The following is a 23,717-nucleotide window of genomic DNA, read 5'->3' on the forward strand; positions in this document are numbered from 1 at the left end:
CGGCGCGCCGAGGGGACGCTAGGCCGGTATTCATGCCGTATGATGTGTTGCCCGGCACAAGGCGCGGAGCGCAGCGGCGGCCGGTGCGGCGCGACGCGCGCGGCCGCGCTCATGCCAGCAGCCGTTGGTATCAGATCGCGCCGCCATCGACGACGAAGCTTTGCGCCGTCACCATCCGGCTGTCGTCGGCCGCTAGCCAAAGCACCATCCGCGCGAGGTCCGGCGGATAGAGCTTCTCCTTCAGGCATTGCCGCTCGAGCGTGGCCCCGACCGCCTCCGGCGTCGCCCAGAGCTGCTCCTGCCGCTCGGTGAAGACCCAGCCCGGCACCACGACGTTGCAGCGGATGCCGAAGGGCCCAAGATCCCGCGCCAGCCCACGCGCCAGGCCGTGCACGGCCGATTTCGCCGTGGTGTAGGCCGGCATGCCGCCCTGCGCCTTCATCCAGGACACGCTGCCGAAAAAGAGGATCGAGCCCTGCCGCGCCGCCTGCATCATCGGCGCGACGGCCTGGGCGCAGAAGAACTGGTGGCGCAGGTTGGTGTGCATGCGCTCGTCCCAGTCGTCAGGCTCAACCGTCTCCCAGCCATGGCGGTCGTCGCGCGCGGCGTTGTTGACCAGCACGCCGATCGGGCCGAGAGACCGCGCCACCTCGGCCACCGCCAGGCGCAGCGCCGGGATGTCGCGCAGGTCGCAGCGCAGGAAGAGCGCGCCGGTCTCCGCCGCCACCCGCTCGCCATTGATGGTGTCGATGTCGAGGAAGGCGGTGCGCGCCCCCTGCGCCGCGAATTGCTCGACCATGCAGGCGCCGATGCCGCTCGCCCCGCCGGTGACGAGCACCACGCGGCCCCGCAGGCTCGGATAGCGCGCGAATTCCTCCGGCATGCTCGTGTCCCCCTCAAAGGCTGGCCGTGCCCATCGAAGCCGCCGCCACCCGTTGTCCTGCCGCGGCTTCGCCGCGACAGGCTGTGACGCCCCTTGGGCCAGACGCGACTCATCGACCCCCCGCAACGCCGCGAGCGACGTCGTGGGGAGTGATCTAGCCCGTGACCGGCGGCAGCACCGGCTGCGCGTCCAGCCAGGTGGCGAACCAGGACAGGCCGAAATGCAGATGCGGCCCGGTGACCCGGCCCGTGGCGCCGACCGCGCCGATCCGCTGCCCGGCCTCGACCTGCTGCCCCTCCCGCACCCCGATCGCCGAGCAATGCGCGTAGAGCGTGTTCACCCCATGCCCGTGGTCGAGCACGATCAGCCGGCCGAAGAAGAAGAACTCGGCGGCGAGCGCGACCGTGCCGCCGCAGGCCGCGACGATCGGCGTGCCGGTCGGCGCGGCGATGTCGAAGCCGTAATGCGGCTGCCGCGGCTCGCCGTTCAGGATGCGCTGGCTGCCGAAGACGCCGCTCACCCGGCCATGCGTCGGCAGCACGAAGCCGGCGGCGAAATCCGTCCGGGCGCTGTCGAGGGCGCGGGCCGCGGCCAGGCGCTCGCGCTCGGCGGCGATGCGCCGCAGCGCCGCGGCATCGGGCGTCACCTGCTTCGGCGGCAAGCCGCTGATGGATTGCACCGGCCAGTCGCGCTTCGCCACCGCCATGCGCTGCGCCTCCGGCCGGCCGCCGGGCGGCGTCACCGTCAGCACCGCCTCCGGCCCCTGGTCGCGGCCGAAGCCGAAGGCGTATTCGCCGCCCGGCCCGACCCGCAGCGCCCGGCCGTCCAGGGCGAGGCGCGTGCCCGGCGCGACGCGGCCGGTGACCAGGCCGCCCTGGGCGAGCTCCGCGGCCCGGGCGGGGAGGGCAGCGAGCAGCGGCAGGGCGAGCAGCCCGCGCCGGCCCAGGGATGGAAGGGGCGCCACGGCGCCCGGGCGGCCTCTCCTCGGCATGCCTGCGTCCCTCACAGCAAGGCCCCCTGCTCCCCATCCTCGCGCTTGCGGCGCGCGGGCTTCGTCCCCTCGGCGGTCGCCCGCACCGGGCCATCGGCGAAGGTTAGCACCAGCCGCTCGCCGGGCGGCACCGCGGCGGCGCTGGCCAGCGGCGTGCCCTCGGCATCGGCGACCAGGGCGAAGCCGCGCGCCAGCACCGCCTGGTAGGAGACGCCCTCGAGCCGCGCCACCAGCCCCTCCAGCCGGGCCCGCTTCTCCCGCGCCAGGGCCGCGACCGGGGTCGCCGAGAAGCGGGCGAGCGCCGGTGCCGTCGTGCCGCGGGCGAGCTGGCGCCGCATCGCCCCCTCCGCGCGCTGGCCGAGCAGGCCCAGCGCGGCGCGGCGGGCGGCGATACCCTCGCGCGGATGCGGCAGGCGCGGCGCGGTCCGGGCCAGCGCCCCGCGCTTGCGCTCGAGCAGCGCCGGCAGGGCGACGGCCAGCCGCTCGCCGCGATCCTCCAGCCGCTGCCGCAGGGCGCCGAGCAGGTTCGGCAGGTCGGGCAGGCCGCGCTCGGCCAGCATCAGCCGGCGGCGGGCGCGGTCGAGCAGGGCGCGGCCGGATTGCAGCAGCCGCGCCTCGGTCTGGGCGAGGTCGGCCAGCAGGTCGGCGCGGGCCGGGATGGCCATCTCGGCGGCCGCCGTCGGCGTCGGGGCGCGGCGGTCGGCGGCGAAGTCGATCAAGGTCGTGTCCGTCTCGTGCCCGACGGCGCTGATCAGCGGGATCGGGCTCTCGGCGGCGGCGCGGACCACGACCTCCTCGTTGAAGGCCATCAGGTCCTCGAGGCTGCCGCCGCCGCGGGCGACGATCAGCACGTCCGGCCGCGGCACCGGCCCGTCCGGCGCGATGGCGCCGAAGCCGCGGATGGCGGCGGCGATCTGCTCCGCCGCGCCCTGGCCCTGCACGGGGACGGGCCAGAGCAGCAGGTGGCGCGGGAAGCGCCGGGCGATGGTGGTGCGGATGTCCTGGATGACGGCGCCGCGCTCGGAGGTGACGACGCCGATGACGCGGGGCAGCACCGGCAGCGCCCGCTTGCGCTCCGGCGCGAAGAGCCCTTCCTCGAGCAGGCGCAGCCGCAGCATCTCGATGCGGGCGAGCAGCGCGCCCTCGCCGGCATAGTCCAGCCGGTCGATGACGAGCTGGTATTTCGAGCGGTCGGCATAGGTGCCGATCTTGCCGGTGGCGATGACCTCGACGCCGTTCTCCGGCTTGATCGCCAGCCGCGGCACGAAGGTCTTCCAGATCACCGACTCGATCTTGGCGTTCTCGTCCTTCAGCGAGAGGTAGATGTGGCCGGAGGGGTAGCGCTTGAGCTCGGTGATCTCGCCGCGCACCCGCACCCGGCCGAAGGCGTCCTCCAGCGTGCGGCGGATGGCGCCGGCGATCTCGGAGACGGCGAATTCCGGGATGTTCGGCGCGGCCTTGGCGGCGCCGGCGCGGGGCGCGGTCGTGTCCATCGCCGCAGGATATGCTAGGGGGCCGCCCGCGGGGAGCCCGTGGGGCGGCGATCCCCACCCGGTTCCGCAGGCGGCACGGCCGCCGAACGGGCGGCAGGAGGCATGGCGGCATGAAGGTCCTCGTGGTCGGCGGCGGCGGGCGGGAACATGCGCTGTGCTGGGCGCTTTCGGGCTCGGCGCTGCTGACGAAGCTCTGGTGCGCGCCGGGCAATGCCGGCATCGCCGAGGTCGCGGAGTGCGTGCCGATCGGCGCCGAGGACGTGCCGGCCCTGGTCGATTTCGCCCGGGCGCAGGGGGTGGAGCTGGTCGTCGCCGGGCCGGAGGCGCCGCTCACCCTCGGGCTGGCGGATGCCTGCGCCGCGGCCGGGCTGCGCTGCTTCGGCCCCTCGGCGGCGGCGGCGCGGCTCGAGGGCAGCAAGAGCTTCACCAAGGCGGTGGCGGATGCGGCCGGCGTGCCGACCGCCGCCTGGGCCCGGTTCGAGGACCCGGCGGCGGCGCGCCGCCACCTCCGCGAGCGGGGGGCGCCGATCGTCGTCAAGGCCGATGGCCTGGCCGCCGGCAAGGGCGTGGTGGTGGCCGAGACGCTGGCCGAGGCCGAGGCGGCCATCGCCGAGATCATGGAGAGCCGGGTGCACGGCGCCGCCGGGGCGAGCGTCGTCATCGAGGAATGCCTGCGCGGCGAGGAGGTCTCCTTCTTCGCCCTCTGCGACGGCGAGACGGCGCTGCCCCTCGGCGCGGCGCAGGACCACAAGCGGGTCGGCGAGGGCGATACCGGGCCGAACACCGGCGGCATGGGCGCCTATTCGCCGCCGCCGGCCTTCACCCCGGCGCTGCAGGCGCAGGTGATGGCCGAGATCGTCCGCCCGACCCTCGCTGAGATGGCGCGCCGCGGCACGCCCTTCCGCGGCGTGCTCTTCGCCGGGCTGATGCTGACCGGGCAGGGGCCGAAGCTCATCGAGTTCAACGTCCGCTTCGGCGACCCGGAATGCCAGGCGCTGATGCTGCGGCTGCGCAGCGACCTGCTGGCGGCGCTGCTCGCCGCCTGCGACGGCGAGCTCGGGGATTTCGACCTGCGCTGGGACGAGCGGCCGAGCCTCGTCGTCGTCATGGCGGCGCGCGGCTATCCCGGCGCCTATGCCAAGGGCACGGAGATCCGCGGCCTGGAGCGGGCCGCGGCGGTGCCGGGGGTGCAGGTCTTCCAGGCCGGCACGGCGCGGCGGGCGGATGGCGCGGTGGTGGCCACGGGCGGCCGGGTGCTCGGCATCGCGGCGCGCGGCGAGACGCTGCCGGCGGCGCGGCAGGCCGCCTATGCGGCGGTCGATGCCATCGACTGGCCCGAAGGGTTCTGCCGCCGCGACATCGCCCATCGGGCCCTGCCAGGAGGTGGGCGGTGACCGGCCGGCGGGCCCTGCTCGGCGGCACCCTGGCGCTGGCCGCCGGGCGCCCCGCCGCGGCGCGCGGCTTCGAGCCGCTGCCGGCGGCGCTGCAGCGGATCGAGCGGGAGAGCGGCGGCCGGCTCGGCTTCGTCATGCTCGAATCCGGCTCGGGCGGCGGCGCGGCGCATCGCCCGGCCGAGCGCTTCCCGATGTGCAGCACCTTCAAGCTGCTCGCCGCCGCCGCCGTGCTCGCCCGCGTCGATGCCGGGCAGGAGCGGCTGGAGCGGCGGGTCCGCTTCGGGCGGGCGGCGCTGGTGCCCTATTCCCCGATCACCGAGCAGCAGGCGGAGGGCGAGGGGATGACGCTCGCGGCGCTCGCGGCCGCGGCCATCGGCTACAGCGACAACACCGCCGGCAACCTGCTGCTGGAGGCGATCGGCGGCCCGGCCGGGCTGACCGGCTTCGCCCGCGGCCTCGGCGATGCGGTGACCCGGCTCGACCGCATCGAGCCGGCATTGAACGAGGCGCTGCCCGGCGACCCGCGCGACACCACCTCGCCGATGGCGATGCTGACCGATCTGCGGCGGCTGCTGCTCGGCGATGCGCTCTCCGCCGCGGGACGGGAGCGGCTCACCGGCTGGCTGCTCGGCAGCCGCACCGGCGACAGCCGCATCCGGGCCGGCCTGCCGGCGGGCTGGCGCTTCGGCGACAAGACCGGCTCGGGCGAGCGGGGCACGACCAACGATGTCGGCATCGTCTGGCCGCCGGGGCGGCCGCCGGTGCTCTTCGCCGCCTTCCTGACCGAGACCGAGGCCGGGATGGAGCAGCGCAACGCGACCCTCGCCGCGGTGGGCCGCGCCATGGCGGCGGAGCTGATCGGCTGACCGGCCCGCCGGCCGGCCAGGCGGCGCAGGGCGCGGCGCGGGGTCAGGCCGGCTCCAGCACCTCGGCCACCGGGCCGTCGGCGACGATGCGCCCGGCATCGAGGCGGATCGCCCGGGTGCACCATTCCCGGACCACCTCCATGTCGTGCGTCGCCAGCACCAGGATGTCGGCGTCGTTGACCAGGCGGGTGAGCTTCTCCCGCGCCTTGGCCATGAAGGCGGCGTCGCCGGCCAGGAACCACTCGTCCATCAGCAGCACCTCCGGCTCCATGACCGTCGCCATGGCGAAGGAGAGGCGCACCTGCATGCCGGCCGAATAGGTGCGGACCGGCACGTCGAGGAACTCGCCGAGGCCGGAGAAGGCGCCGACCTCGTCGGCCATGGCGGTGCTCTCGGCCTCCGACAGGCCGCGGAACAGGCCGCGCAGCACGATGTTCTCCCGCCCGGTCGATTCCTGGTCCATGCCGGCCGAAGGGTCGATGAGGGAGCCGATGAGCCCCGCCACCTCGAGCCGCCCGGCGACCGGCTCGTAGACGCCGGCGAGGGTGCGCAGCAGCGTCGTCTTGCCGGCGCCGTTATGGCCGATCAGCGCCACCCGCTCGCCGCGCTCGATCCGGAAGGAGAGGTCGCGGAGCGCGGAGACGACCACGCGGTGCGACGCATCCTCCCGCAGCCGCAGCGGCGCCTTGGAGAGGATGCGTTTCTTCAACGACCTGGCGCCCATGTGGTAGAGCGGGAAGTCGATGGCCAGGCTCTCGGCGAGGATGTGGGGCATGGGGTGGCCTGCGTGCTCCGTCGCCCGGGGCCGGTGCGCCGGATCGGCGCCCCGGCCGGGGCGGGCCAGACCACGATCCGTTCACACGGGCTCGCGGACCATGGGCCAGCCTGTTGTTGTGTCGCGTGAGTCGCGCCTTCGGTGCGTCCACCCCAGGCGGTCACGCCCTAGAGCATGTCCTGCGAACTTCCGTTCACCTGAAATGCTCTAGGTGGTTGTTTTTACGAGCATCTTCACCTGTCCGGATGAGGTCATCCGGACAGGATCTGCTCTAGACCCAGAAGGCGATGCGGCCGCGGAAGCGGACGAAGAAGGCGAGGGCCACGGCGGCGACGAGCAGCGTGTAGAGCACCGCCGAGAGCCAGACCAGGGGCGTGACCCCGCCCTCGACCAGCGGTCCGCGGACGGTCTCCATCACCGTGTAGAAGGGGTTGAGCGGCAGCCAGCGGGCGGTGTCCCCCAGCAGCTCCGGCTTCCAGAGCACCGGCGACATGTAGAAGGCGAGCTGCATGAAGCTGTTGACGATCGGCGCGATGTCGCGGAAGCGGGCGCAGACCATGCCGAGCAGCAGCGAGACGAAGAAGGCGTTCACCACGACGAGCAGCAGGCCGGGGAAGAGCAGCAGCACCTCCCGGCCCGGCAGGGTGCCGGTGGCGAGGAAGACGAGGAAGACCAGCGGCAGGCTGTGGGCGGTGATCAGCGCGTTGCGGAAGACCGAGCGCAGCACATGCACCGTGAAGGGCAGGGGGAGCTGGCGGATGATCCCCTCGGCGCTGGTCAGGCTGGTGCAGGCATCCGTGACCGTCTGGTTGATCATGCCCCAGACGATCAGGCTGACGGCGACGAAGGGCAGGTAGTTCCGCACCTCGAGCTTGAAGAGCGAGGAGTAGAGGATGCCGAGCCCGACCACCATGACGGCGGTCGAGAGCGTCAGCCAGAAGGGGCCGAGCACCGAGCCGCGGTAGCGGTTGCGGATGTCGAGCCGGGCCAGGGCGGCGGGCAGCCGCCAGCGCCTGAGGCCGGTCGCCAGATCCTCGAGCGCCGCCGCGCGGCGGCGCGGCCGTGCCGCGTCGCAGATATAGAGCTGGCCCTGGTCGGGCCGCGGCAGGGTCGCATCCAGCATGGGCCGGCCTATAGACCGGTCCGGCCATGGCTTCCAGCGCGATGCGCGGCTGGCCCCAGGACCTCCGCGTCGCCATCAGGACACAGGCAAGAAATGACGCATGCAAAGTATTGCGATGAAGACTCGGTCTTGCCGAACGCGCCCATAAACGTGTAGGGCTGACAGTCTTACGGACGCATGCCGTCCGCCTGGTCTTCGGGGCAAGCCTGGAGTCGCGCATCGTGGGGACGGTGCGCGTCTCGGGGGGGCAGGCTTCGGAACCCGGTGGTCCAAAACCCGACGGAGCCAAGGGGATGCCCCAGGGGAAGCGGACGACGATCGAGGCTGGCCGGACAGCGAGGGCGCCAGGCGCCCGCCTGATGCGCCCGGTCATCGCCTTGTCGGTCCTCGCATTGCTGGCCGCCTGCGGCCAATCGACCCAGACATCGGGCGGCAAGCATGCCGCCGCGGTGTATGGCCACTACAACCGCCCGAGCAGCTACGATCCGCCGGGCCCGCCCGGCGATCCCTGGGGGCCCTGGATCCGCGACGCCGCGCGCCGCTTCGACGTGCCGGAGCGCTGGATCCGCGAGGTCATGCGCCAGGAATCCGGCGGCCGGGTCGGCGCCACCAGCCCGGTCGGCGCCATGGGGCTGATGCAGGTCATGCCCGGCACCTACCGCGAGGTGGCGGCGCGCTACGGCCTCGGCGACGATCCCTACCACCCCTATGACAGCATCATGGCGGGGGCGGCCTACATCCGGGAGATGTACGACCTTTACGGCACGCCGGCCTTCCTCGCCGCCTACAATGCCGGCCCGCGGCGGCTCGAGGACTATCTCTGGAACAGCCGCGGCCTGCCGGCCGAGACGCGCAACTACGTCCGCCGCATCGGCCCGAACATCATCGGCCACCATCCGCAGCGCCAGGTGGCGCCGGAGATCCAGCTCGCGGGCGAGATCCCACTCAGCATCCCGGCCGGGCCGCGCCGCATGGATGCCGGCACCATGCTCGCCCTCAGGGAGCAGCGGAACGCGCAGCAGCCCGGCATCCAGGTGGCGCAGCTGCCGCCCGGCCCGGTGGTGCGCATGGAGCCGATCCCGGATGGCAGCACCGAGCGGCCGGTCCAGGTCGCCTCGCTGGGCCCGGTGGTGCGCATGGATCCCATCCCGGATGGCAGCACCTACCGCGCCGGCCAGGGCGAGGTGGTGCGCATGGAGCCGATCCCGGACGGCAGCACCTATGGCAGCACCTACCGTTCCGCCGCGCCCGCCAGCCAGGGCGAGGTGGTGCGGATGGAGCCGATCCCCAACCCGCCGGAGCCGGTGCCCGAGCCCGCGCCGCGCCGCGCCGCGCCCGAGGCGCCGGTTGCCGCCGCGCCGCGGCCGGCTGCCCTGGCCGCCCGCCCGGCGCCCGCCCGCACCCAGGTTGCCGCGCTGACCGCGCCGCCGGCCCGGCCGGCGCCCGCCGCTCCGGCCGCCGGCTTCGGCCTGATGGGCACGGCGCAGGCGGCCACCATGCCGAACGCGGCCCGGCCGGTGCTCGGCCGCGCCCCTGCCCCTGCTCCTGCCCTGGCCACCGGCGGTGGCTGGGCGGTGCAGGTCGGCGCCTTCGCCAACCAGGCCCAGGCGCGCGGCGCGGCGGCGGCGGCGAAGGATGCCGCCGGTGGCCGCCCGATGGTCCAGCCGGTCGGTGCCGGCAAGGCGATGCTCTATCGCGCCCGGGTGACCGGCCTGTCGCAATCGGCCGCGCAGGCCGCCTGCGACCGGCTGCGCCGCAAGGGCGGCTGCATGGTCATCTCGCCCGACTCGCAGGGCTGAGACGCGCCGCCGGCGGCCCCCTGGCCGCCGGCCGTGCCGCGCCCGCCCCGGCGCCCCTACGATCCTGCATCGCAATTGCCGGCGGGGCGCAGGCCCGCCCGTGCCGAGTCGCGCCTTCGGGCGTTGTCCCCCAGCCGCAACCGGCGCCGGAGGATGGTCCCGGCAGGACTGTCCCGCCGGCACGCTTGCGGATGGCGGAAGAACCATGCCACGCCAATCCGCTGCCTGCCCCGGCCGGATGACGGGTCGGTCGCGGATCGGGCCGGCCCTGGTGGCCCCGAGGGTGGAGCGCCGTTCCGGTCGGACGGCGCGACGCCGCAGCGCGTGCCTTGATTGGATCGGAGGAGCATGCATGTCCGACCCCACCCCCGAGCCCGGCCTTGCCGCGCCGGGCCTCGTCCCGGTCCGCCGCCCGTATCCGCCCCTCATCGCGGGCGGCGAGGGCGAGGATGACGAGGAGGAGGACGAGTTCGACGAGGACGACGATCTGGACGAGGAGGAGGACGAGTTCGACGAGGACGACGCCTTCGACGGGGATGAGGAGGCGGACGACCTCGACGAGGATGAGGACGAGGACCTCGACGATGACGATGACGATGACGACGAGGAGGAGGAGTAGGGCCGATCGCGGACGGGGCCGCCGCGTGATCGCTTGTGGCGGACGCACCGAGACGCGTGACGCCCGCGATTGAAGAATGGCCTGGACCAGGGCCCGTGACCCCGTGGGGGCAAAGCATGGTCCAGGCGCCTGGGCACGCGACGCGGCCGCGGCGGCCCGGCGCCCGCCCTGGCGCGTGATCCGCCGCGCCGTCCGGGCAGCCCATGGCCCATGGCGGGCCGGGCCTTGCCCCGGCCTGCCTCGCGTCACCCGATCGGGCGTCGCCGCCTGGCCGGGCCCGGCGGCCCTTCCCCCTTGCTGTCGCGCCGCCTCTCCCTCAGGGTGCGGGACCGATAGCAAGCTAATGGGAGACGTCCATGACTGCCGTTGCCGCGCCGGCCAGTGCCGGTTTCGCATCCCTCGATGCGCTGGTGCGGCCCCGCTCCGTCGCCGTGATCGGCGCCTCCGACGAGCCGGCGCGGATCGGCGGCCGCCCCATCGCCTACATGAAGGAGCGCGGCTTCGCCGGTGAACTCTGGCCGGTGAACCCGAAGCGGCAGACCGTGCAGGGCCTGCCGGCCTTCGCCTCGGTCGAGGCGCTGCCGGCCGCGCCGGACGTCGCCATCATCGCCGTGCCGGCCGAGCACGCCATCGCCACCCTCGATTCGCTCGGCCGCAAGGGCTGTCGCGCCGTCATCGTCTTCTCCGCCGGCTTCGCCGAGATGGACGAGGCCGGCGCCGCGGCGCAGGAGCGGCTGACCGCCGTCGCCCGCTCCCACGGCATCCGCCTGCTCGGCCCCAATTGCCTCGGCGTCTTCAACGACAGCATCCGCTTCTACGGCACCTTCACCGCGAGCTTCGAGAAGGGCTGGCCGATCCCCGGGCGGATCGGCGTCGTCTCGCAATCCGGCGCCTATGGCACGCATGTCTTCTCGGCGGCGCTCGACCGCGGCCTCGGCATGCAGGTCTGCATCACCACCGGCAACGAGGCCGAGGTCGCGCTCGGCGACGCGCTCGGCTGGATGGCGCAGGCGCCCGAGGTGGACGTGATCTGCGCCTATGCCGAGGGGATCCGCGAGAGCGAGCGCTTCATCGCGGCGCTGGAGCTGGCGCGGCGCAACCGCAAGCCGATCGTGATGATGAAGGTCGGCCGCAGTCAGCTCGGCGGCGCTGCGGCCAAGTCGCACACCGCTTCCATCGCCGGCGACGACACCGTCACCCAGGCGGTGCTCGACGAGTTCGGCGTGGTGCGGGCGCGGACGACGGAGGAGATGCTCGACATCGCCTATGTCGCGGCGAAGCGCATCTACCCGGCGCGCAACACGCTCGGCGTGCTCACCGTCTCGGGCGGCGCCGGCGTGCTGATCTCGGATGCCGCCGAGCAGGTGGGGCTCGAGATGCCGCCGATGCCGGAGGCGGCGCAGGAGCGGCTGCGCGGCTTGGTGCCCTTCTGCGCCCCGCGCAACCCGGTGGACTGCACCGCGCAGGTGACCAACAACCTGCCGCTGATCGGCCAGTTCGCCGAGAGCGTGGCGACGGATGGCGGCTACACCTCCATCCTCTCCTTCTGGTCGCAGACCGCGGCCGGGCGCAGCGTCGGCCCCAGCCTGCGGCAGCAGATGCAGGCGGTGCGGGCGGCGCATCCGGACCGGCTCTGGGTGATGTCCATGCTCGCGCCCGACAAGGTGCGCGACTACGAGGCGGATGGCTGGGTCTGCTTCGAGGACCCCTCGCGGGCGGTGAACGCCATCGCCGCCATGGGGCATTACGGCGCCGCCTTCGCCGCCGCCGGGGAGACGCGCCCCGCCGTGCCGCTGCCGCAGGTGACGCTGCCCGAGACCACGCCCTCCGAGGCGGCGGCCAAGGCGCTGCTCGCCACGGCGGGCGTGCCGGCGGTGCCGGAGGCGGCCTGCCCGGAGGCCGAGGCGGCGGTCGCCGCGGCGGAGCGCTTCGGCTATCCGGTGGTGCTCAAGATCCTCTCGCCCGACATCCTGCACAAGAGCGAGATCGGCGGCGTGCTGCTCGATGTCGGCGATGCCGGCGCGGTGCGGCAGGGCTTCGCCACGCTGCTGGAGCGCGCCCGGCAGCACGCCCCGACGGCGCGGATCGAGGGCGTGCTGGTCGCCAAGCAGATCAAGGGCGCGGTGGAGATGGCGCTCGGCATGTTCCGCGACCCGGTCTTCGGCCCGGTGGCGATGGTCGGCCTGGGCGGCATCTTCATCGAGGTGCTGAAGGACGTCTCCTTCCGCCGCTGCCCCTTCGACACGGCGGAGGCGGAGCGGATGATCCGCTCGCTGAAGGGCTTCCCGCTGCTGGACGGCGCGCGCGGGCGGCCGAAGGCGGATCTGCCGGCGCTGGCCAAGGCGCTCTCGGCGCTCTCCGCCTTCGCCGCGGCGGCCGGGCCGCGCCTCGCCGGCATCGACGTCAATCCGATGCTGGTGCTGCCGGCGGGCGAGGGCTGCTACGCCGCCGATGCCGTCATCGAGTTGGAAGGGGGGAGCCACTGAGATGGCCATCGTCTACGAGATGCTGCTGAATTACCCGATCCCGGAGGTGCGGCAGGTGCTGCGCTGGCAGGATGTGGCGCTGTACAATTTCTCCATCGGGCTCGGCCAGGACCCGATGGACGAGAAGCAGCTCGACTTCCTCTACGAGCCGCGGCTGAAGGTGATGCCCTCCATGCCGGTGGTGCTCGCCTCGCCCGGCTTCTGGTCGCGCAACCCGGATACCGGCATCGTCTGGCAGCAGATCCTGCATGGCGAGCAGGGGCTGATCCTGCACAAGCCGCTGCCGACCGAGGGCGAGGTGATCGGCCGCTCGCGCATCACCGGCCTGGTCGATCGCGGCGAGGGCAAGGGCGCGCTGATGTATTCCGAGCGCGAGATCGTCGATGCGAAGACCGGCGAGGTGCTGGCGACCAGCACCTCCACCAGCTTCATGCGCGGCAATGGCGGCTTCGGCGGGCCGAGCGGCCCGGTGAAGAAGCCGCATCCCGAGCCGGAGCGGGCGCCGGATGTCACGCTCGATCTGGCGACGCGGCCGGAACAGGCGCTGGTCTACCGGCTGAACGCCGACCTGAACCCGCTGCATATCGACCCGGCCGTGGCGAAGCAGGCCGGCTTCCCGCAGCCGATCCTGCACGGGCTCTGCACCTTCGGCACCGTCTGCCATGGCCTGCTGCGCAGCCTCTGCGACTACGACACGGCGCGCTTCGGGCGGATGGATCTCCGCTTCTCCTCGCCGGTCTTCCCGGGCGAGACGATCCGCACCGAGATCTGGAAGGAGGAGGGCGGCGCCGCCTTCCGCGCCCGCGTCGTCGAGCGCGACAAGGTGGTGGTCAGCAACGGGCTGTTCCGCTACGCATGACGCCGCTGGCCGTTGATGGCGACCCATCAACGGCCCCCGCGGACGCCGGGCGGTTTGCTCCGCAAACTTGGCTTCGCCGCATTGGCGGCGGCGCCGCTTCGGGCGCTCGGCAGGACCATGGCGGTCATGCCGTTGGTATGATGCCCCGGTGAAGTCCCTTCGGGGGCTGAGGCGCGTCACGGCCTGTCGCGGCGAAGCCCGCGCCAGGGCAACGGGCGGCGACAGCATCACCGGGCGTCGGAGCTGACGGCGGCTTCGGACAAGGACAAGCGCATGTGGATGGGTGGGCCGGTCGTCGTCTTCGATACCGAGACCACCGGGGCCGGGGCGGGCGACCGCGTGGTCTCGCTCGGCGCCGTGCGGCTGGACGCGGCGCTGGAGCCGGAGGCGACGCTGCATCTCGCCTTCGCCCCCGGCATCCGCTGCCATTGGGGCGCCATCCGCGTGCATGGCATGTCGGACGCCTTCCTGGCGCGGCACCCGCCCTTCGCCGCGCATGCCGAGGAGATCGCCGGCTTCTTCGCCGGCTGCGCCGCGGCGGCGCACAACCTGCCCTTCGACCGGCGCATGCTGGGCGGCGAATTCGCCCGGCTCGACCGGCCCCTGCCTTGGGCCGAGGCGCATTGCACCCTGGCGCTTTGGCGCCGGGCGCGTCCCGGCCAGCGCGCCGGCCTCGCCCAGGCCGCCGCCGCCTGCGGCCTGGCGCGCGAGGGCGCCCTGCACGGCGCGCTCGAGGATGCCTGGCTGGCGGCGCAATTGCTGCGGACGCTGCACGGGTTGCCGCCGGTGCCGATGCGCCTGCATGGCATCACCAACGGCCCCGCGGAGGGCCTGTCGGAGGAGATCGCCGCATGACCGCCCCCGCCGATGCCGCCGCCCGCGCCGAGCGCTTCGTCGCGCTGCACCAGTCGGGCTGCTTCGCCCTGCCCAATGCCTGGGATGCCGGCAGCGCCCGGCTGCTCGCCGGGCTCGGCCCGGTGGCGCTGGCCAGCACCTCGGCCGGCGCCGCCTGGACGCTCGGCCGGCAGGACGGCGCCCTCAGCCGCGCCGAGGCGATCGCCAATGCCGCGGCGATCCTCGCCGAGACCAGCCTGCCGGTCTCGGCCGATCTCGAGGACGGCTTCGGCCCCGCGCCCGACGATTGCGCCGCCACCGTGCGGGCGGCGGCCGAGGCCGGGCTCGCCGGCTGCACCATCGAGGACACGACGCGCGACCCGGCGGCGCCGATCCATGGCTTCGAGGCGGCGCTGGCGCGGGTGCGGGCGGCCGTCGCCGCGGCGCGCGGCCTCGGCCGGCCCTTCGTGCTGACGGCGCGGACGGAGAATTTCCTGCACGGCCGCCCGGATCTGGAGGACACGATCCGCCGCCTCACCGCCTTCGCCGAGGCGGGGGCGGATTGTCTCTACGCGCCGGCGCTGCCCGATCTCGAGGCCATTCGCCGCGTCGTCTTGGCCGTCGCGCCGAAGCCGGTGAACGTGCTGCTCGGCCCGCGCGCCGGGCTGCTGCCGATGGGCGAGCTGGCCGCGGCCGGGGTGCGGCGGGTGAGCGTCGGCGGGGCGCTGGCGCGGGCGGCCTATGGCGCGGCGCTGGAGATGGGCCGGGCCCTGGTCGCGGGCGAGCTGCCGCGCCTGGCCGCCATCCCGCCGCATGCGGCGGTGAACGGCCCGATGCGCCCACCCGGCTGAGGCGCGGCGCGCGGGGGGCTGGACCCCGGGGGCGCCCCGGTCTACCTGATCCCCCGGTCCGGGAGGGGTTGGATGATCAACAAGATCGTGCAGTCGGTGGCCGAGGCGCTGGCCGGCGTGAAGGATGGATCGACGGTCCTGATCGGCGGCTTCGGCAGCGTCGGGCAGCCGGACGTGCTGATCGAAGGGCTGATCGAGCAGGGCGCGAAGGACCTCGTCGCCGTGCTGAACAATGCCGGCGTCGGCCGCATCGGCGTGGCACGGCTGATGGAGCTGGGCCGGGTCCGCAAGATCATCTGCTCCTTCCCCCGCTCCTCCGACCCGGTGGTGTTCGAGACCCTCTACCGCGAGGGCCGGATCGAGCTCGAGATCACGCCGCAGGGCACGCTGGCCGAGCGCATCCGCGCCGCCGGCGCCGGCATCCCGGCCTTCTACACCGCGACCGCGGCGGGCACGCTGCTGGAGCGGGGCAAGGAGGTGCGCGAGTTCGACGGCAAGCGCTATGTCATGGAGCGCGCCCTGCCCGGCGATGTCGCGCTGATCGAGGCCTGGGAAGCGGATCGCTGGGGCAACCTCGTCTACCGGGGCTCGGGCGCGAATTTCAACCCGGTGATGGCCATGGCGGCGACGCTGACCGTCGCCCAGGTGCAGCACATCCGCGAGCTCGGCGCGTTGCATCCGCACATGATCATGACGCCGGGCGTCTATGTGAACCGCGTGGTCCAGGTGGATCGCGGCGGCGACTGGGTGACGCCCGAGCAGGCCTGACCGGGCCGAGTTGAGCGAGCAGAGGAGGAGAGGAAGCCCATGCCCTTCACCCGCGACCAGATGGCCGCCCGCCTCGCCACCGACGTGCCGGAAGGATGGTGCGTCAATCTCGGCATCGGCATCCCGACCCTGGTGGCGAACCACGTGCAGGGCAAGGAGGTGATCTTCCAGTCCGAGAACGGCGTCATCGGCATGGGGCCGGCGCCGGCGAAGGGCCATGAGGATCCCTGGCTGATCAATGCCGGCAAGCAGCTCGTCACCCTGGCGAAGGGCGCGAGCTTCGTCGGCCATGCCGACAGCTTCGCCATGATCCGTGGCGGCCATATCGATCTCTGCGTCCTCGGCGCCTTCGAGGTGGCGGAGAATGGCGACCTGGCGAATTGGGCGACGAGCGAGAACGACACCGCCCCGGCGGTCGGCGGCGCCATGGACCTCGCGGCCGGCGCCAAGCGGCTCTGGGTGGTGATGGAGCACACCACCAAGGACGGGCGGCCGAAGCTGGTCGAGCGCTGCGGCTACCCGCTGACCGGCCTCGCCTGCGTCCGCCGCGTCTACACCAACCTCGCGGTGATCGACGTGCTGCCCGAGAAGGGCTTCATGCTGGTCGATCTCGCGCCCGGCGTGACGCTGGACGAGCTGCGCGCCAAGAGCGGCGCGGCGATCCACGCCAACTGAACCCCCGCATCCCGGGGGGCCGGGAGCCCCGCATTCCGGGAGCCCGCAGTCTGGGAGAGTCTCCATGAGCGCCGCCGAAGCGGATGACCGCGCCGAATCCATCCGCATGATCCGCGACAGCGCCGCGGCCGTGGTTCCGCCCGATGGCGACCTGAAGCGGATCCGGGCGCTGCGCTTCCAGGAACCCGGCTTCGACCCGGCCATGCTGCGCCAGATGGGCGAGATGGGCTGGATCGGGCTGCGGGTGCCGGAGGCGCTGGGCGGCGCCGGGCTCGGCCTCGGCGAGATGTGCGCGCTCGCCGAGGAGCTGGGCCGCGGCCTGGCGCCGGAGCCGCTGATCCAGGCGGCGCTCTCGGCGCAGCTTCTCGCCGCCGCCGGCGGCAAGGGCGCGCTGGCGAAGCTGCTCTCCGGCGAGGCGCTGCTGCTGACCGCCTGGCAGGAGCGGGCCGATACGCTGGAGGCGCCGGGCACGCCGGAGGCGACGCGGCTCTTCCTGCCCATGGCGGGGGGCGCCACCGGCTTCCTGCTGCCGGCGCGGATCGGCGACCGCCTCGCCCTGCACGAGGTGCCGGCCTCGGCGGTGCGGCTGGAGACCGCGCCGACCCAGGATGGCGGCTTCCTCGGCACCATCACGCCGCCGCGCGACCTCGGCACGCCGCTCGCCACGGATATCGGCCCGGCGCTGACGGAGGCGCTGGACGAAGCGGCGCTGGTGACCGCCGCCTATCTGCTCGGCGGCATGGAGCGGGCCTTCGCCATGACGCTCGACTACCTCCGCACCCGGCAGCAATTCGGCCGCATCATCGGCACCTTCCAGGCGCTGCAGCACCGCGCCGCCGACCTGAAGATGCAGGTGGCGCTGACCCGCGCCAGCATCGAGGCGGCGGCCGCGGCGCTCGATGCCGGGGTCCGCGGCGATGCCCGCCGCGCCGCCGTCTCCCGCGCCAAGGCGCGGGCGGCGGAGGCCAGCCTGCTGGTGACGCGCCAGAGCATCCAGCTGCATGGCGGCATCGGCTACACCGACGACTACGATGTCGGCCTGTTCCTGCGGAAGGCGATGGTGCTGGCCAACCAGTTCGGCAGCGCCGCCCTGCATCGCCGCCGCTTCATGGCGGTGAGCCCGGAGGTCGAGGCATGAGCGCGCCCTCGGCCCTGCGGCTGATCGAGGAGCGGGACGGCGCCGTCCTCATCCTCACCATCGACCAGCCGGCGCGGCGCAACGCCCTCGCCATGCCGATCCGCACCGCCATGATCTCGGCGCTGGAGCGGGCGCAGTCGGATGCGGCGATCCGCGCCGTGGTCGTCACCGGCGCCGGCGGGCATTTCTGCTCGGGCGGCGACATCTCCGGCATGGATGTGGAGAGCGCGCTGGCGGGGCGGGAGCGCATGCGGCTCTCGCACCAGCTCATCCGCCTGATGGTGCTCGGCAGCCTGCCGGTAGTGGCGGCGGTGGAGGGGTATTGCGTCGGCGCCGGCCTGTCGCTCGCCTGCGCCTCGGATACCGTGGTGGCGGCCGAGGATGCGCGCTTCGCCGCGGGCTTCGGCAAGATCGGGCTGATGGCCGATCTCGGCCTGCCGCATACCCTGCCGCTGCGCGTCGGCCAGGGGCGGGCGCGGCAGATCCTGTTCTACCACGGCCAGATGACGGCGCCGGAGGCGGAGCGCATCGGCATCGTCGATGCGGTGGTGCCGAAGGGCCATGCGCTGGCGACGGCGCTGGAGAAGGCGCGCTTCCTCGCCGAGCAGGCGCCGGCGCCGATGGCGCTGACCAAGCAGATGCTGGGCGAGGGGCTGGACCGGGCGCTGGAGCAGGAGCGGCATTTCCAGTCCACCCTGTTCCTGACCGAGGATTTCAAGGAAGGCCGCGCCGCCTTCCTCGGCAAGCGCGCACCGCAATTCAAGGGAGCCTGAGATGGACGCCATCCGCATCCCGCCGCCCGCCGAGCTCGACGGGCTGGAGGACGAGCATTTCCGCCAGGTGGTCCGCGCCTTCCTGCACGCCAACTACCCCGAGGCGCTGCGCAACCCGCCGAAGCGCCTGCACTGGGCCGAGAACAAGGCCTGGTACATGACGCTGGCCGAGAAGGGCTGGCTCTGCCCCGGCTGGCCGAAGGAATATGGCGGCCTCGGCCTCTCGCCCTCGAAGCAGATCATCCTGACCGAGGAATACGAGCGCCACGGCGTCGCCCGCACCAACGACCACGGCATCGTCATGCTGGGCCCGCTGGTGATCAAATACGGCACCGAGGCGCAGAAGCAGCGCTTCCTGCCGAAGATCCTGACCGGCGAGCATATCTGGTGCCAGGGCTATTCCGAGCCGAATGCCGGCTCCGACCTCGCGGCGCTGCGCACCGAGGCGGTGCTGGACGGCGACCACTACGTGGTCAACGGCCAGAAGATCTGGACCACCCTGGCGATGGACGCCAACTGGATCTTCCTGCTGGTCCGCACCGACAAGACTGCGAAGAAGCAGGAGGGCATCTCCTTCCTCCTCGTGGACATGAACACGCCCGGCATCACCGTGCGGCCGATCATCAACCTCGAGATGCATGACGAGTTCTGCGAGACCTTCTTCGACAATGTCCGCGTGCCGAAGGAGAACCTGGTCGGCCAGCTCAACAAGGGCTGGGACATGGCCAAGGCGCTGCTCGGCTTCGAGCGGATCTTCCTCGGCTCGCCGCGGCAATCGGGCTATGCGCTGTCGCGGCTGAAGATCCTGGCCGAGCGCATGGGCGTCTGGGAGGAGGCCGGCTTCCAGGACCAGTATGCGCGGCTGCGGCTGGAATTCGAGGATCTGAAGGCGCTCTACGGCACCTTCGTGGACCGGCTGAAGCGCGGCCAGTCCCTCGGCCCGGATGTCTCCATGCTGAAGATCATCCAGACCGAGCTGTTCCAGAAGATCACCGACACCATGCTGGAGATCGCCGGCGAGAATGCCGGGCTGCTGGAGCCGCTGGACGGCAACCGCGACCTCAATATCGGCGGCCTCTACATCCAGGCGCGGCCGGCGACGATCTATGGCGGCTCCAACGAGATCCAGCGGAACATCCTGAGCAAGAACGTCCTCGAACTGCCGGGCTGACCGGGCCATGGTCCGCGAACCCGGGTGAGCGGATCGTGGTCTGGAGCAGATCCCGTTCGAGTGGAAACACTCGAACGGGTGAAGATGCTCCGAAAACAGGAGCCCAGGGCGCTTCCTGTGAACCGGTGTTCACGGGAAGCGCCCTAGAGTATGTCCTGCGAACTTCCGTTCACCTGCAATGCTCTAGGTATTTGTCTTTACGAGCATCTTCACCTGTCCGGATGAGGTCATCCGGACAGGATCTGCTCTAGAGAACCGGCGCGGCCCGCAGCGGCCGCGCCTCGGCCCGGCCGCCGCCGGCGCCGAAGACCTGGGCGCCGGCGATGTGCAGCCGGCAGGGCGCGCCGCGCGCCGCCCGCGCCTCGCTGCCCGGGGCGAGCCGCGCCTCCAGCGTCACGCCGCCCAGCGTCAGCACGGCCCGCCTCTCGCCCTCGGCCGTCACCCGCAGCAGCTCGATCGCCGCCGGCGGCGCCCCGCCCGGCGCCTCGGCCAGCGCCTCCGCCACCACCGCGCCGGGGCGGAGGAAGGCGGTGGCCGGGCCATCCGGCAGCGCCGCCCGCAGCGGCGGCAGCGGCAGGCTGCCGAAGCGCAGCACGCCCGCGCGCACCTCCCCCTCCAGCCGCGCCGCATGGCCGATGAAGCCGGCGACGAAGGGCGTCGCCGGCGCCGCCAGCAAGGCGGCGGGCGGATCGAACTGCACCACCCGGCCGCGCTCCATCACCGCCACCCGGTCGGCCAGCTCCATCGCCTCCTCCTGGTCATGGGTGACGAGGAGGGTGGTGAGGCCGAGCCGGTCGTGCAGCCCGCGCAGCCAGCGCCGGACATCGCGGCGCACCAGCGCATCCAGCGCGCCGAAGGGCTCGTCGAGCAGCAGCAGGTGCGGCTCGATCGCCAGCGCCCGGGCCAGCGCCACGCGCTGCCGCTGGCCGCCCGAGACCTGGTCGGGGTAGCGCCGCTCCAGCTCCGGGATCTGCACGAGCTGCAGCAGCTCCCGCACCCGCCGCGCCGTCTCCGCCCGGTCCGGCCGGGCGGCGCGGGGGCGGACGCGCAGGCCGAAGGCGACGTTCTCGAAGATCGTCATGTGGCGGAACAGCGCGTAGTTCTGGAACACCACGCCGATGTTGCGCGCGCGCGCCGGCACCCCCGCCATGCTGCGGCCGGCGATCCGCACCTCGCCGGCCTCGCTGCCCTCGAGCCCGGCCAGGATGCGCAGCAGGGTGCTCTTGCCCGAGCCGGACGGGCCGAGCAGGGCGGCGAACTCGCCCTCCGCCAGGGCGAACGAGACGCCATCGAGCGCCGTGGCGGCGCCGAAGCGGCGAACCAGGCCGGTGACGGTGACCGTCATGCCGCGTCTCCCGTACCCTCTCCCAGGCGGCGGCCGGTCAGGCGCTCCAGTGCCGTCTTGGCCGCGAGCGTCGCCAGGCCGAGCAGCGCCAGCAAGGCGGCGACGGCGAAGGCCCCGGCGAACTGGTACTCGTTGTACAGGATCTCGACATGCAGCGGCACGGTGTTCGTCTGGCCGCGGATATGGCCGGAGACGACCGAAACCGCGCCGAACTCGCCCATCGCCCGGGCATTGCAGAGCAGCACGCCGGAGAGCAGCGCCCATTGCACGTTCGGCAGCGTCACCCGGCGGAAGACCTGCCAGCCGGAGGCGCCGAGCGTCGCCGCCGCCTCCTCCTCCGTCCGCCCCTGCTCCTGCATCAGCGGCAGCACGGTGCGGGCGACGAAGGGGAAGGTGACGAAGAGGGTCGCCAGCACCAGGCCTGGCAGGGCGAAGACGATCTGGATGTCCCGCGCCTGCAGCCAGGGGCCGAACCAGCCCTGCAGGCCGAAGAGCAGCACGAAGACCAGGCCGGAGATCACCGGCGAGACGGAGAAGGGCAGCTCGATCAGGGTCGTCAGCAGCCGCCGCCCCGGGAAGTCGTGCTTGGCGATGCACCAGGCGGCGGCGAGCCCGCCGACCAGGTTCACCGGCACGGTGATGGCGGCGACCAGCAGGGTGAGGCGGATGGCGGAGAGCGTGTCGGGATCGGCCAGCGCCGCCGTCGCCACGCCCCAGCCGCGCCGCAGCGCCTCGGCGAAGACCACGGCGAGCGGCAGAGCCAGCAGCAGCAGCCCGACCAGCAGCGCCGCGCCGGCCAGGAGGGCGCGGACCCAGGCGGGATCGGCGATGCCGGGCCGCTCGCTCATGCCCAACCCCTCATGCCCGGCCCCTCATGCCCGGCCCCGGCGCAGCGCGCGTTGCAGCAGGTTGAGGCCGAGCAGCACCGGGAAGGCGAGCAGCAGCATGGCCAGCCCGACCGCCGCCGCCCCGGCATAGTCGAACTGCTCCAGCCGCACCACGATCAGCAGCGGCGCGATCTCGCTGACCAGCGGCATGTTGCCGGCGATGAAGATCACGCTGCCATATTCGCCGACGGCACGGGCGAAGGCGAGGGCGAAGCCGGCCAGCAGCGCCGGCCAGAGGGCGGGCAGCACGACGCGGGCCAGGGTCTGCGGCCGGCTGGCGCCGAGCGTTGCCGCCGCCTCCTCCGCCTCCGGGCCCGTGTCGCGCAGCACCGGTTCGACGGTGCGGGCGACGAAGGGCAGGCCGACGAAGACCAGCGCCGCGACGATGCCCCAGGGGGTGAAGGCGATGCGCCAGCCGAAGGCCGCCGCGAGCAGCGCGCCGAGCCAGCCATTCGGCGCAAGGAGGGCGGTCAGCGCGATGCCGGCGACGGCCGTCGGCAGGGCGAAGGGCAGGTCGATCGCCGCGTCCAGCAGGCCGCGGCCGGGGAAGCGCAGCCGGGTGATCGCCCAGGCCAGCAGCAGGCCGAGCGGCAGGTCGATGGCGGCCGCGAGCAGCGCCGCGCCGAAGGAGAGCCGCAGCGCCGCCAGCACCCGCGGCTCCGTCACCGAGTCCCAGACCCCGGCCAGGCCCAGCTCCCAGGGCCGGACCAGCAGCGTCGCCAGCGGCAGCAGGACGATGAGGCCAAGCCAGAGCAGGGTGATGCCGAGGGAGAGGCCGAAGCCCGGGATGGCGCGCACCCGCACGCCCCGGGTGGGGAGCGGGAGGGTGCCGGCGCTCATCGGTTGGTGCTCATCGGCCTGGCTTGTAGAGCTGGTCGAAGACGCCGCCATCGGCGAAATGCCGCCGCTGCGCCTCGCCCCAGCCGCCGAAGGCGCCGTCCACCGTCACCAGCTCCATGGCCGGGAAGAGGGCGGCATGGGCGGCGAGCAGCGCCGCATCGCGCGGCCGGTAGAAATGCTTCGCCGCCAGCGCCTGGCCCTCCGGCGCGTAGAGGCCCTGCAGATAGGCCTCGGCCAGGTCGCGCGTGCCGCGGCGCTCGGCATTGCGGTCGACGACCGCGACCGAGGGCTCGGCCAGGATGGAGAGCGAGGGGGTGACGATCTCCACCTTGGCGCCGGCGAATTCCTGCAAGGCCAGATGCGCCTCGTTCTCCCAGGCCAGCAGCACGTCGCCCTGGCCGCGCTGGACGAAGCTGGTGGTGGAGCCGCGGGCGCCGGTGTCGAGCACCGGCACGTTGCGGTAGAGCCGGCCGAGGAATTCCTCGGCCGCGCGGTCGTCGCCGCCCGGCTGCCGCAGCGCCCAGGCCCAGGCCGCGAGGTAGTTCCAGCGCGCCCCGCCGGAGGTCTTCGGGTTCGGGGTGATGACGCCGATACCGGGCTTCACCAGGTCGCCCCAGTCGCGGATGCCCTTCGGGTTCCCCTGCCGCACCAGGAAGGTGATGGTGCTGGTGTAGGGCGCGCTGTTGTGCGGCAGCCGGGTGATCCAGTCGCGGGCGATCAGCCCGCGCTCGGCGATGGCGTCGACGTCATAGGCGAGGGCGAGGGTGACGACATCGGCGGCGAGCCCGTCGATCACCGAGCGCGCCTGCCGGCCGGAGCCGCCATGCGAGGTGTTCACCCGCACCGCCTGCCCGGTCCGCGCCTGCCAGGCCTTGGCGAAGCCGGCATTGTAGTCCCGGTAGAGCTCGCGCGTCGGGTCGTAGGAGACGTTCAGCAGCTCGCGCGCCGCCTGCGCCCGGGCGGGCGCGGCGGCGAGCAGGGCGGGGGCCGCCAGCAGGGCGCGGCGGGGAAGCGGTGGGAGGCGGGATCCAGGCATGGGTGGCGTCTCCTGGCAACGGGCGGGGGCGGCAGCCCGGCAAACCCCGTATTGCAAACGCGCAATGTGTCCGAAACTCCGAGAATTAACGATTCGATCTGGAGTTTGGTC

General features: G+C 73.3%; 22 protein-coding genes. 13 read left to right on the forward strand and 9 right to left on the reverse strand.

Going from position 1 to position 23,717, the window contains the following annotated elements; all coding sequences use genetic code 11:
- Positions 1-130: 130 nt before the first annotated feature.
- The 3 genes from DOO78_RS01825 to xseA form a co-directional block, all read right to left on the reverse strand.
- A complete protein-coding gene (locus DOO78_RS01825; protein ID WP_111468006.1) occupies positions 131-883 on the reverse strand; it encodes an SDR family NAD(P)-dependent oxidoreductase in 753 nt (250 codons plus the stop codon).
- Between the two features lie 154 nt (positions 884-1,037).
- Entirely contained in the window at positions 1,038-1,847 is an 810-nt protein-coding gene (locus tag DOO78_RS01830; RefSeq protein WP_243634301.1) for a M23 family metallopeptidase, read from the reverse strand.
- 38 nt (positions 1,848-1,885) lie between these two features.
- Complete coding sequence (gene xseA / locus DOO78_RS01835; RefSeq protein ID WP_111468008.1) at positions 1,886-3,367, reverse strand: exodeoxyribonuclease VII large subunit; 1,482 nt, start codon at positions 3,365-3,367, stop codon at positions 1,886-1,888.
- A gap of 110 nt (positions 3,368-3,477) precedes the next feature.
- On the opposite strand from xseA, the gene purD reads away from it, so the two are divergent.
- Together purD and bla are read left to right on the forward strand one after the other, a co-directional pair.
- Positions 3,478-4,761 carry a phosphoribosylamine--glycine ligase gene (purD, locus tag DOO78_RS01840; protein WP_111468009.1) on the forward strand — a complete coding sequence of 428 codons (1,284 nt, stop codon included), beginning with the start codon at positions 3,478-3,480 and terminating at the stop codon, positions 4,759-4,761.
- On the forward strand, positions 4,758-5,627 hold the full coding sequence (gene bla / locus DOO78_RS01845) for a class A beta-lactamase (RefSeq protein WP_111468010.1): 870 nt from the start codon (positions 4,758-4,760) through the stop codon (positions 5,625-5,627). Before purD ends, bla begins: the two co-directional genes overlap by 4 nt.
- A gap of 43 nt (positions 5,628-5,670) precedes the next feature.
- On the opposite strand, the gene DOO78_RS01850 is transcribed toward bla, so the two are convergent.
- Together DOO78_RS01850 and DOO78_RS01855 are read right to left on the reverse strand one after the other, a co-directional pair.
- Positions 5,671-6,402: an ABC transporter ATP-binding protein gene (locus tag DOO78_RS01850; protein ID WP_111468011.1), complete on the reverse strand. Its 732-nt coding sequence runs from the start codon at positions 6,400-6,402 to the stop codon at positions 5,671-5,673.
- 271 nt (positions 6,403-6,673) lie between these two features.
- A complete protein-coding gene (locus tag DOO78_RS01855) occupies positions 6,674-7,525 on the reverse strand; it encodes an ABC transporter permease (protein ID WP_111468012.1) in 852 nt (283 codons plus the stop codon).
- 359 nt (positions 7,526-7,884) lie between these two features.
- Here DOO78_RS01855 and DOO78_RS27310 point away from each other — a divergent pair, with 359 nt between their 5' ends.
- From DOO78_RS27310 to DOO78_RS01910, 11 genes are all read left to right on the forward strand, one after another.
- The gene (locus DOO78_RS27310) at positions 7,885-9,324 is read left to right on the forward strand and encodes a lytic transglycosylase domain-containing protein (RefSeq protein WP_111468013.1); all 1,440 of its coding nucleotides are present in this window, start codon (positions 7,885-7,887) and stop codon (positions 9,322-9,324) included.
- Between the two features lie 352 nt (positions 9,325-9,676).
- Positions 9,677-9,943, forward strand: coding sequence for a hypothetical protein (locus tag DOO78_RS01865; RefSeq protein WP_111468014.1), 267 nt, complete (start codon positions 9,677-9,679; stop codon positions 9,941-9,943).
- Between the two features lie 356 nt (positions 9,944-10,299).
- Positions 10,300-12,429, forward strand: coding sequence for an acetate--CoA ligase family protein (locus DOO78_RS01870; protein ID WP_111468015.1), 2,130 nt, complete (start codon positions 10,300-10,302; stop codon positions 12,427-12,429).
- A gap of 1 nt (position 12,430) precedes the next feature.
- Positions 12,431-13,288: a MaoC family dehydratase gene (locus DOO78_RS01875; RefSeq protein ID WP_111468016.1), complete on the forward strand. Its 858-nt coding sequence runs from the start codon at positions 12,431-12,433 to the stop codon at positions 13,286-13,288.
- A 279-nt stretch (positions 13,289-13,567) separates the two neighbouring features.
- Positions 13,568-14,143 (forward strand): 3'-5' exonuclease, encoded by a 576-nt coding sequence (locus DOO78_RS01880; RefSeq protein ID WP_165838671.1) that lies wholly within the window; start codon positions 13,568-13,570, stop codon positions 14,141-14,143.
- Entirely contained in the window at positions 14,140-14,973 is an 834-nt protein-coding gene (locus DOO78_RS01885; RefSeq protein WP_111468018.1) for an isocitrate lyase/PEP mutase family protein, read from the forward strand. Before DOO78_RS01880 ends, DOO78_RS01885 begins: the two co-directional genes overlap by 4 nt.
- Before the next feature lie 72 nt (positions 14,974-15,045).
- Complete coding sequence (locus DOO78_RS01890) at positions 15,046-15,741, forward strand: 3-oxoacid CoA-transferase subunit A (protein ID WP_111468019.1); 696 nt, start codon at positions 15,046-15,048, stop codon at positions 15,739-15,741.
- 39 nt (positions 15,742-15,780) lie between these two features.
- Entirely contained in the window at positions 15,781-16,416 is a 636-nt protein-coding gene (locus DOO78_RS01895) for a 3-oxoacid CoA-transferase subunit B (RefSeq protein WP_111468020.1), read from the forward strand.
- Positions 16,417-16,480: 64 nt separating this feature from the next.
- A complete protein-coding gene (locus DOO78_RS01900) occupies positions 16,481-17,554 on the forward strand; it encodes an acyl-CoA dehydrogenase (protein WP_111468021.1) in 1,074 nt (357 codons plus the stop codon).
- The gene (locus DOO78_RS01905; protein WP_111468022.1) at positions 17,551-18,327 is read left to right on the forward strand and encodes an enoyl-CoA hydratase/isomerase family protein; all 777 of its coding nucleotides are present in this window, start codon (positions 17,551-17,553) and stop codon (positions 18,325-18,327) included. Before DOO78_RS01900 ends, DOO78_RS01905 begins: the two co-directional genes overlap by 4 nt.
- 1 nt (position 18,328) lies before the next feature.
- The gene (locus DOO78_RS01910) at positions 18,329-19,498 is read left to right on the forward strand and encodes an acyl-CoA dehydrogenase family protein (protein ID WP_111468023.1); all 1,170 of its coding nucleotides are present in this window, start codon (positions 18,329-18,331) and stop codon (positions 19,496-19,498) included.
- 247 nt (positions 19,499-19,745) lie between these two features.
- On the opposite strand, the gene DOO78_RS01915 is transcribed toward DOO78_RS01910, so the two are convergent.
- Genes DOO78_RS01915 through DOO78_RS01930 form a run of 4 tightly spaced genes read right to left on the reverse strand, consistent with a single transcriptional unit; the run spans position 19,746 to position 23,606 of the window.
- Entirely contained in the window at positions 19,746-20,843 is a 1,098-nt protein-coding gene (locus tag DOO78_RS01915) for a sulfate/molybdate ABC transporter ATP-binding protein (protein ID WP_111468024.1), read from the reverse strand.
- On the reverse strand, positions 20,840-21,691 hold the full coding sequence (cysW, locus tag DOO78_RS01920; RefSeq protein ID WP_111468025.1) for a sulfate ABC transporter permease subunit CysW: 852 nt from the start codon (positions 21,689-21,691) through the stop codon (positions 20,840-20,842). Before cysW ends, DOO78_RS01915 begins: the two co-directional genes overlap by 4 nt.
- 24 nt (positions 21,692-21,715) lie before the next feature.
- Positions 21,716-22,570 (reverse strand): sulfate ABC transporter permease subunit CysT, encoded by an 855-nt coding sequence (cysT, locus tag DOO78_RS01925; RefSeq protein ID WP_111468026.1) that lies wholly within the window; start codon positions 22,568-22,570, stop codon positions 21,716-21,718.
- Between the two features lie 10 nt (positions 22,571-22,580).
- Complete coding sequence (locus DOO78_RS01930) at positions 22,581-23,606, reverse strand: sulfate ABC transporter substrate-binding protein (RefSeq protein ID WP_111468027.1); 1,026 nt, start codon at positions 23,604-23,606, stop codon at positions 22,581-22,583.
- Positions 23,607-23,717: the final 111 nt, after the last annotated feature.

Origin of the sequence: Roseicella frigidaeris (assembly GCF_003258945.1) — a bacterium.
In the GTDB taxonomy this organism is placed as follows: domain Bacteria; phylum Pseudomonadota; class Alphaproteobacteria; order Acetobacterales; family Acetobacteraceae; genus Paracraurococcus; species Paracraurococcus frigidaeris.

Bases quoted from the DNA above. Each gene is read 5' to 3' on its own strand.
- DOO78_RS01875 (WP_111468016.1), top strand. From the start codon at position 12,431: ATGGCCATCGTCTACGAGATGCTGCTGAATTACCCGATCCCGGAGGTG.
- DOO78_RS01880 (WP_165838671.1), top strand. From the start codon at position 13,568: ATGGGTGGGCCGGTCGTCGTCTTCGATACCGAGACCACCGGGGCCGGG.
- DOO78_RS01850 (WP_111468011.1), bottom strand. From the start codon at position 6,402: ATGCCCCACATCCTCGCCGAGAGCCTGGCCATCGACTTCCCGCTCTAC.
- DOO78_RS01910 (WP_111468023.1), top strand. From the start codon at position 18,329: ATGGACGCCATCCGCATCCCGCCGCCCGCCGAGCTCGACGGGCTGGAG.
- DOO78_RS01930 (WP_111468027.1), bottom strand. From the start codon at position 23,606: ATGCCTGGATCCCGCCTCCCACCGCTTCCCCGCCGCGCCCTGCTGGCG.
- DOO78_RS01870 (WP_111468015.1), top strand. From the start codon at position 10,300: ATGACTGCCGTTGCCGCGCCGGCCAGTGCCGGTTTCGCATCCCTCGAT.
- DOO78_RS01890 (WP_111468019.1), top strand. From the start codon at position 15,046: ATGATCAACAAGATCGTGCAGTCGGTGGCCGAGGCGCTGGCCGGCGTG.
- xseA (WP_111468008.1), bottom strand. From the start codon at position 3,367: ATGGACACGACCGCGCCCCGCGCCGGCGCCGCCAAGGCCGCGCCGAAC.
- DOO78_RS01855 (WP_111468012.1), bottom strand. From the start codon at position 7,525: ATGCTGGATGCGACCCTGCCGCGGCCCGACCAGGGCCAGCTCTATATC.
- DOO78_RS01900 (WP_111468021.1), top strand. From the start codon at position 16,481: ATGAGCGCCGCCGAAGCGGATGACCGCGCCGAATCCATCCGCATGATC.
- DOO78_RS01905 (WP_111468022.1), top strand. From the start codon at position 17,551: ATGAGCGCGCCCTCGGCCCTGCGGCTGATCGAGGAGCGGGACGGCGCC.
- DOO78_RS27310 (WP_111468013.1), top strand. From the start codon at position 7,885: ATGCGCCCGGTCATCGCCTTGTCGGTCCTCGCATTGCTGGCCGCCTGC.
- DOO78_RS01865 (WP_111468014.1), top strand. From the start codon at position 9,677: ATGTCCGACCCCACCCCCGAGCCCGGCCTTGCCGCGCCGGGCCTCGTC.
- DOO78_RS01915 (WP_111468024.1), bottom strand. From the start codon at position 20,843: ATGACGGTCACCGTCACCGGCCTGGTTCGCCGCTTCGGCGCCGCCACG.
- DOO78_RS01895 (WP_111468020.1), top strand. From the start codon at position 15,781: ATGCCCTTCACCCGCGACCAGATGGCCGCCCGCCTCGCCACCGACGTG.
- DOO78_RS01885 (WP_111468018.1), top strand. From the start codon at position 14,140: ATGACCGCCCCCGCCGATGCCGCCGCCCGCGCCGAGCGCTTCGTCGCG.
- cysW (WP_111468025.1), bottom strand. From the start codon at position 21,691: ATGAGCGAGCGGCCCGGCATCGCCGATCCCGCCTGGGTCCGCGCCCTC.
- DOO78_RS01825 (WP_111468006.1), bottom strand. From the start codon at position 883: ATGCCGGAGGAATTCGCGCGCTATCCGAGCCTGCGGGGCCGCGTGGTG.
- purD (WP_111468009.1), top strand. From the start codon at position 3,478: ATGAAGGTCCTCGTGGTCGGCGGCGGCGGGCGGGAACATGCGCTGTGC.
- cysT (WP_111468026.1), bottom strand. From the start codon at position 22,570: ATGAGCGCCGGCACCCTCCCGCTCCCCACCCGGGGCGTGCGGGTGCGC.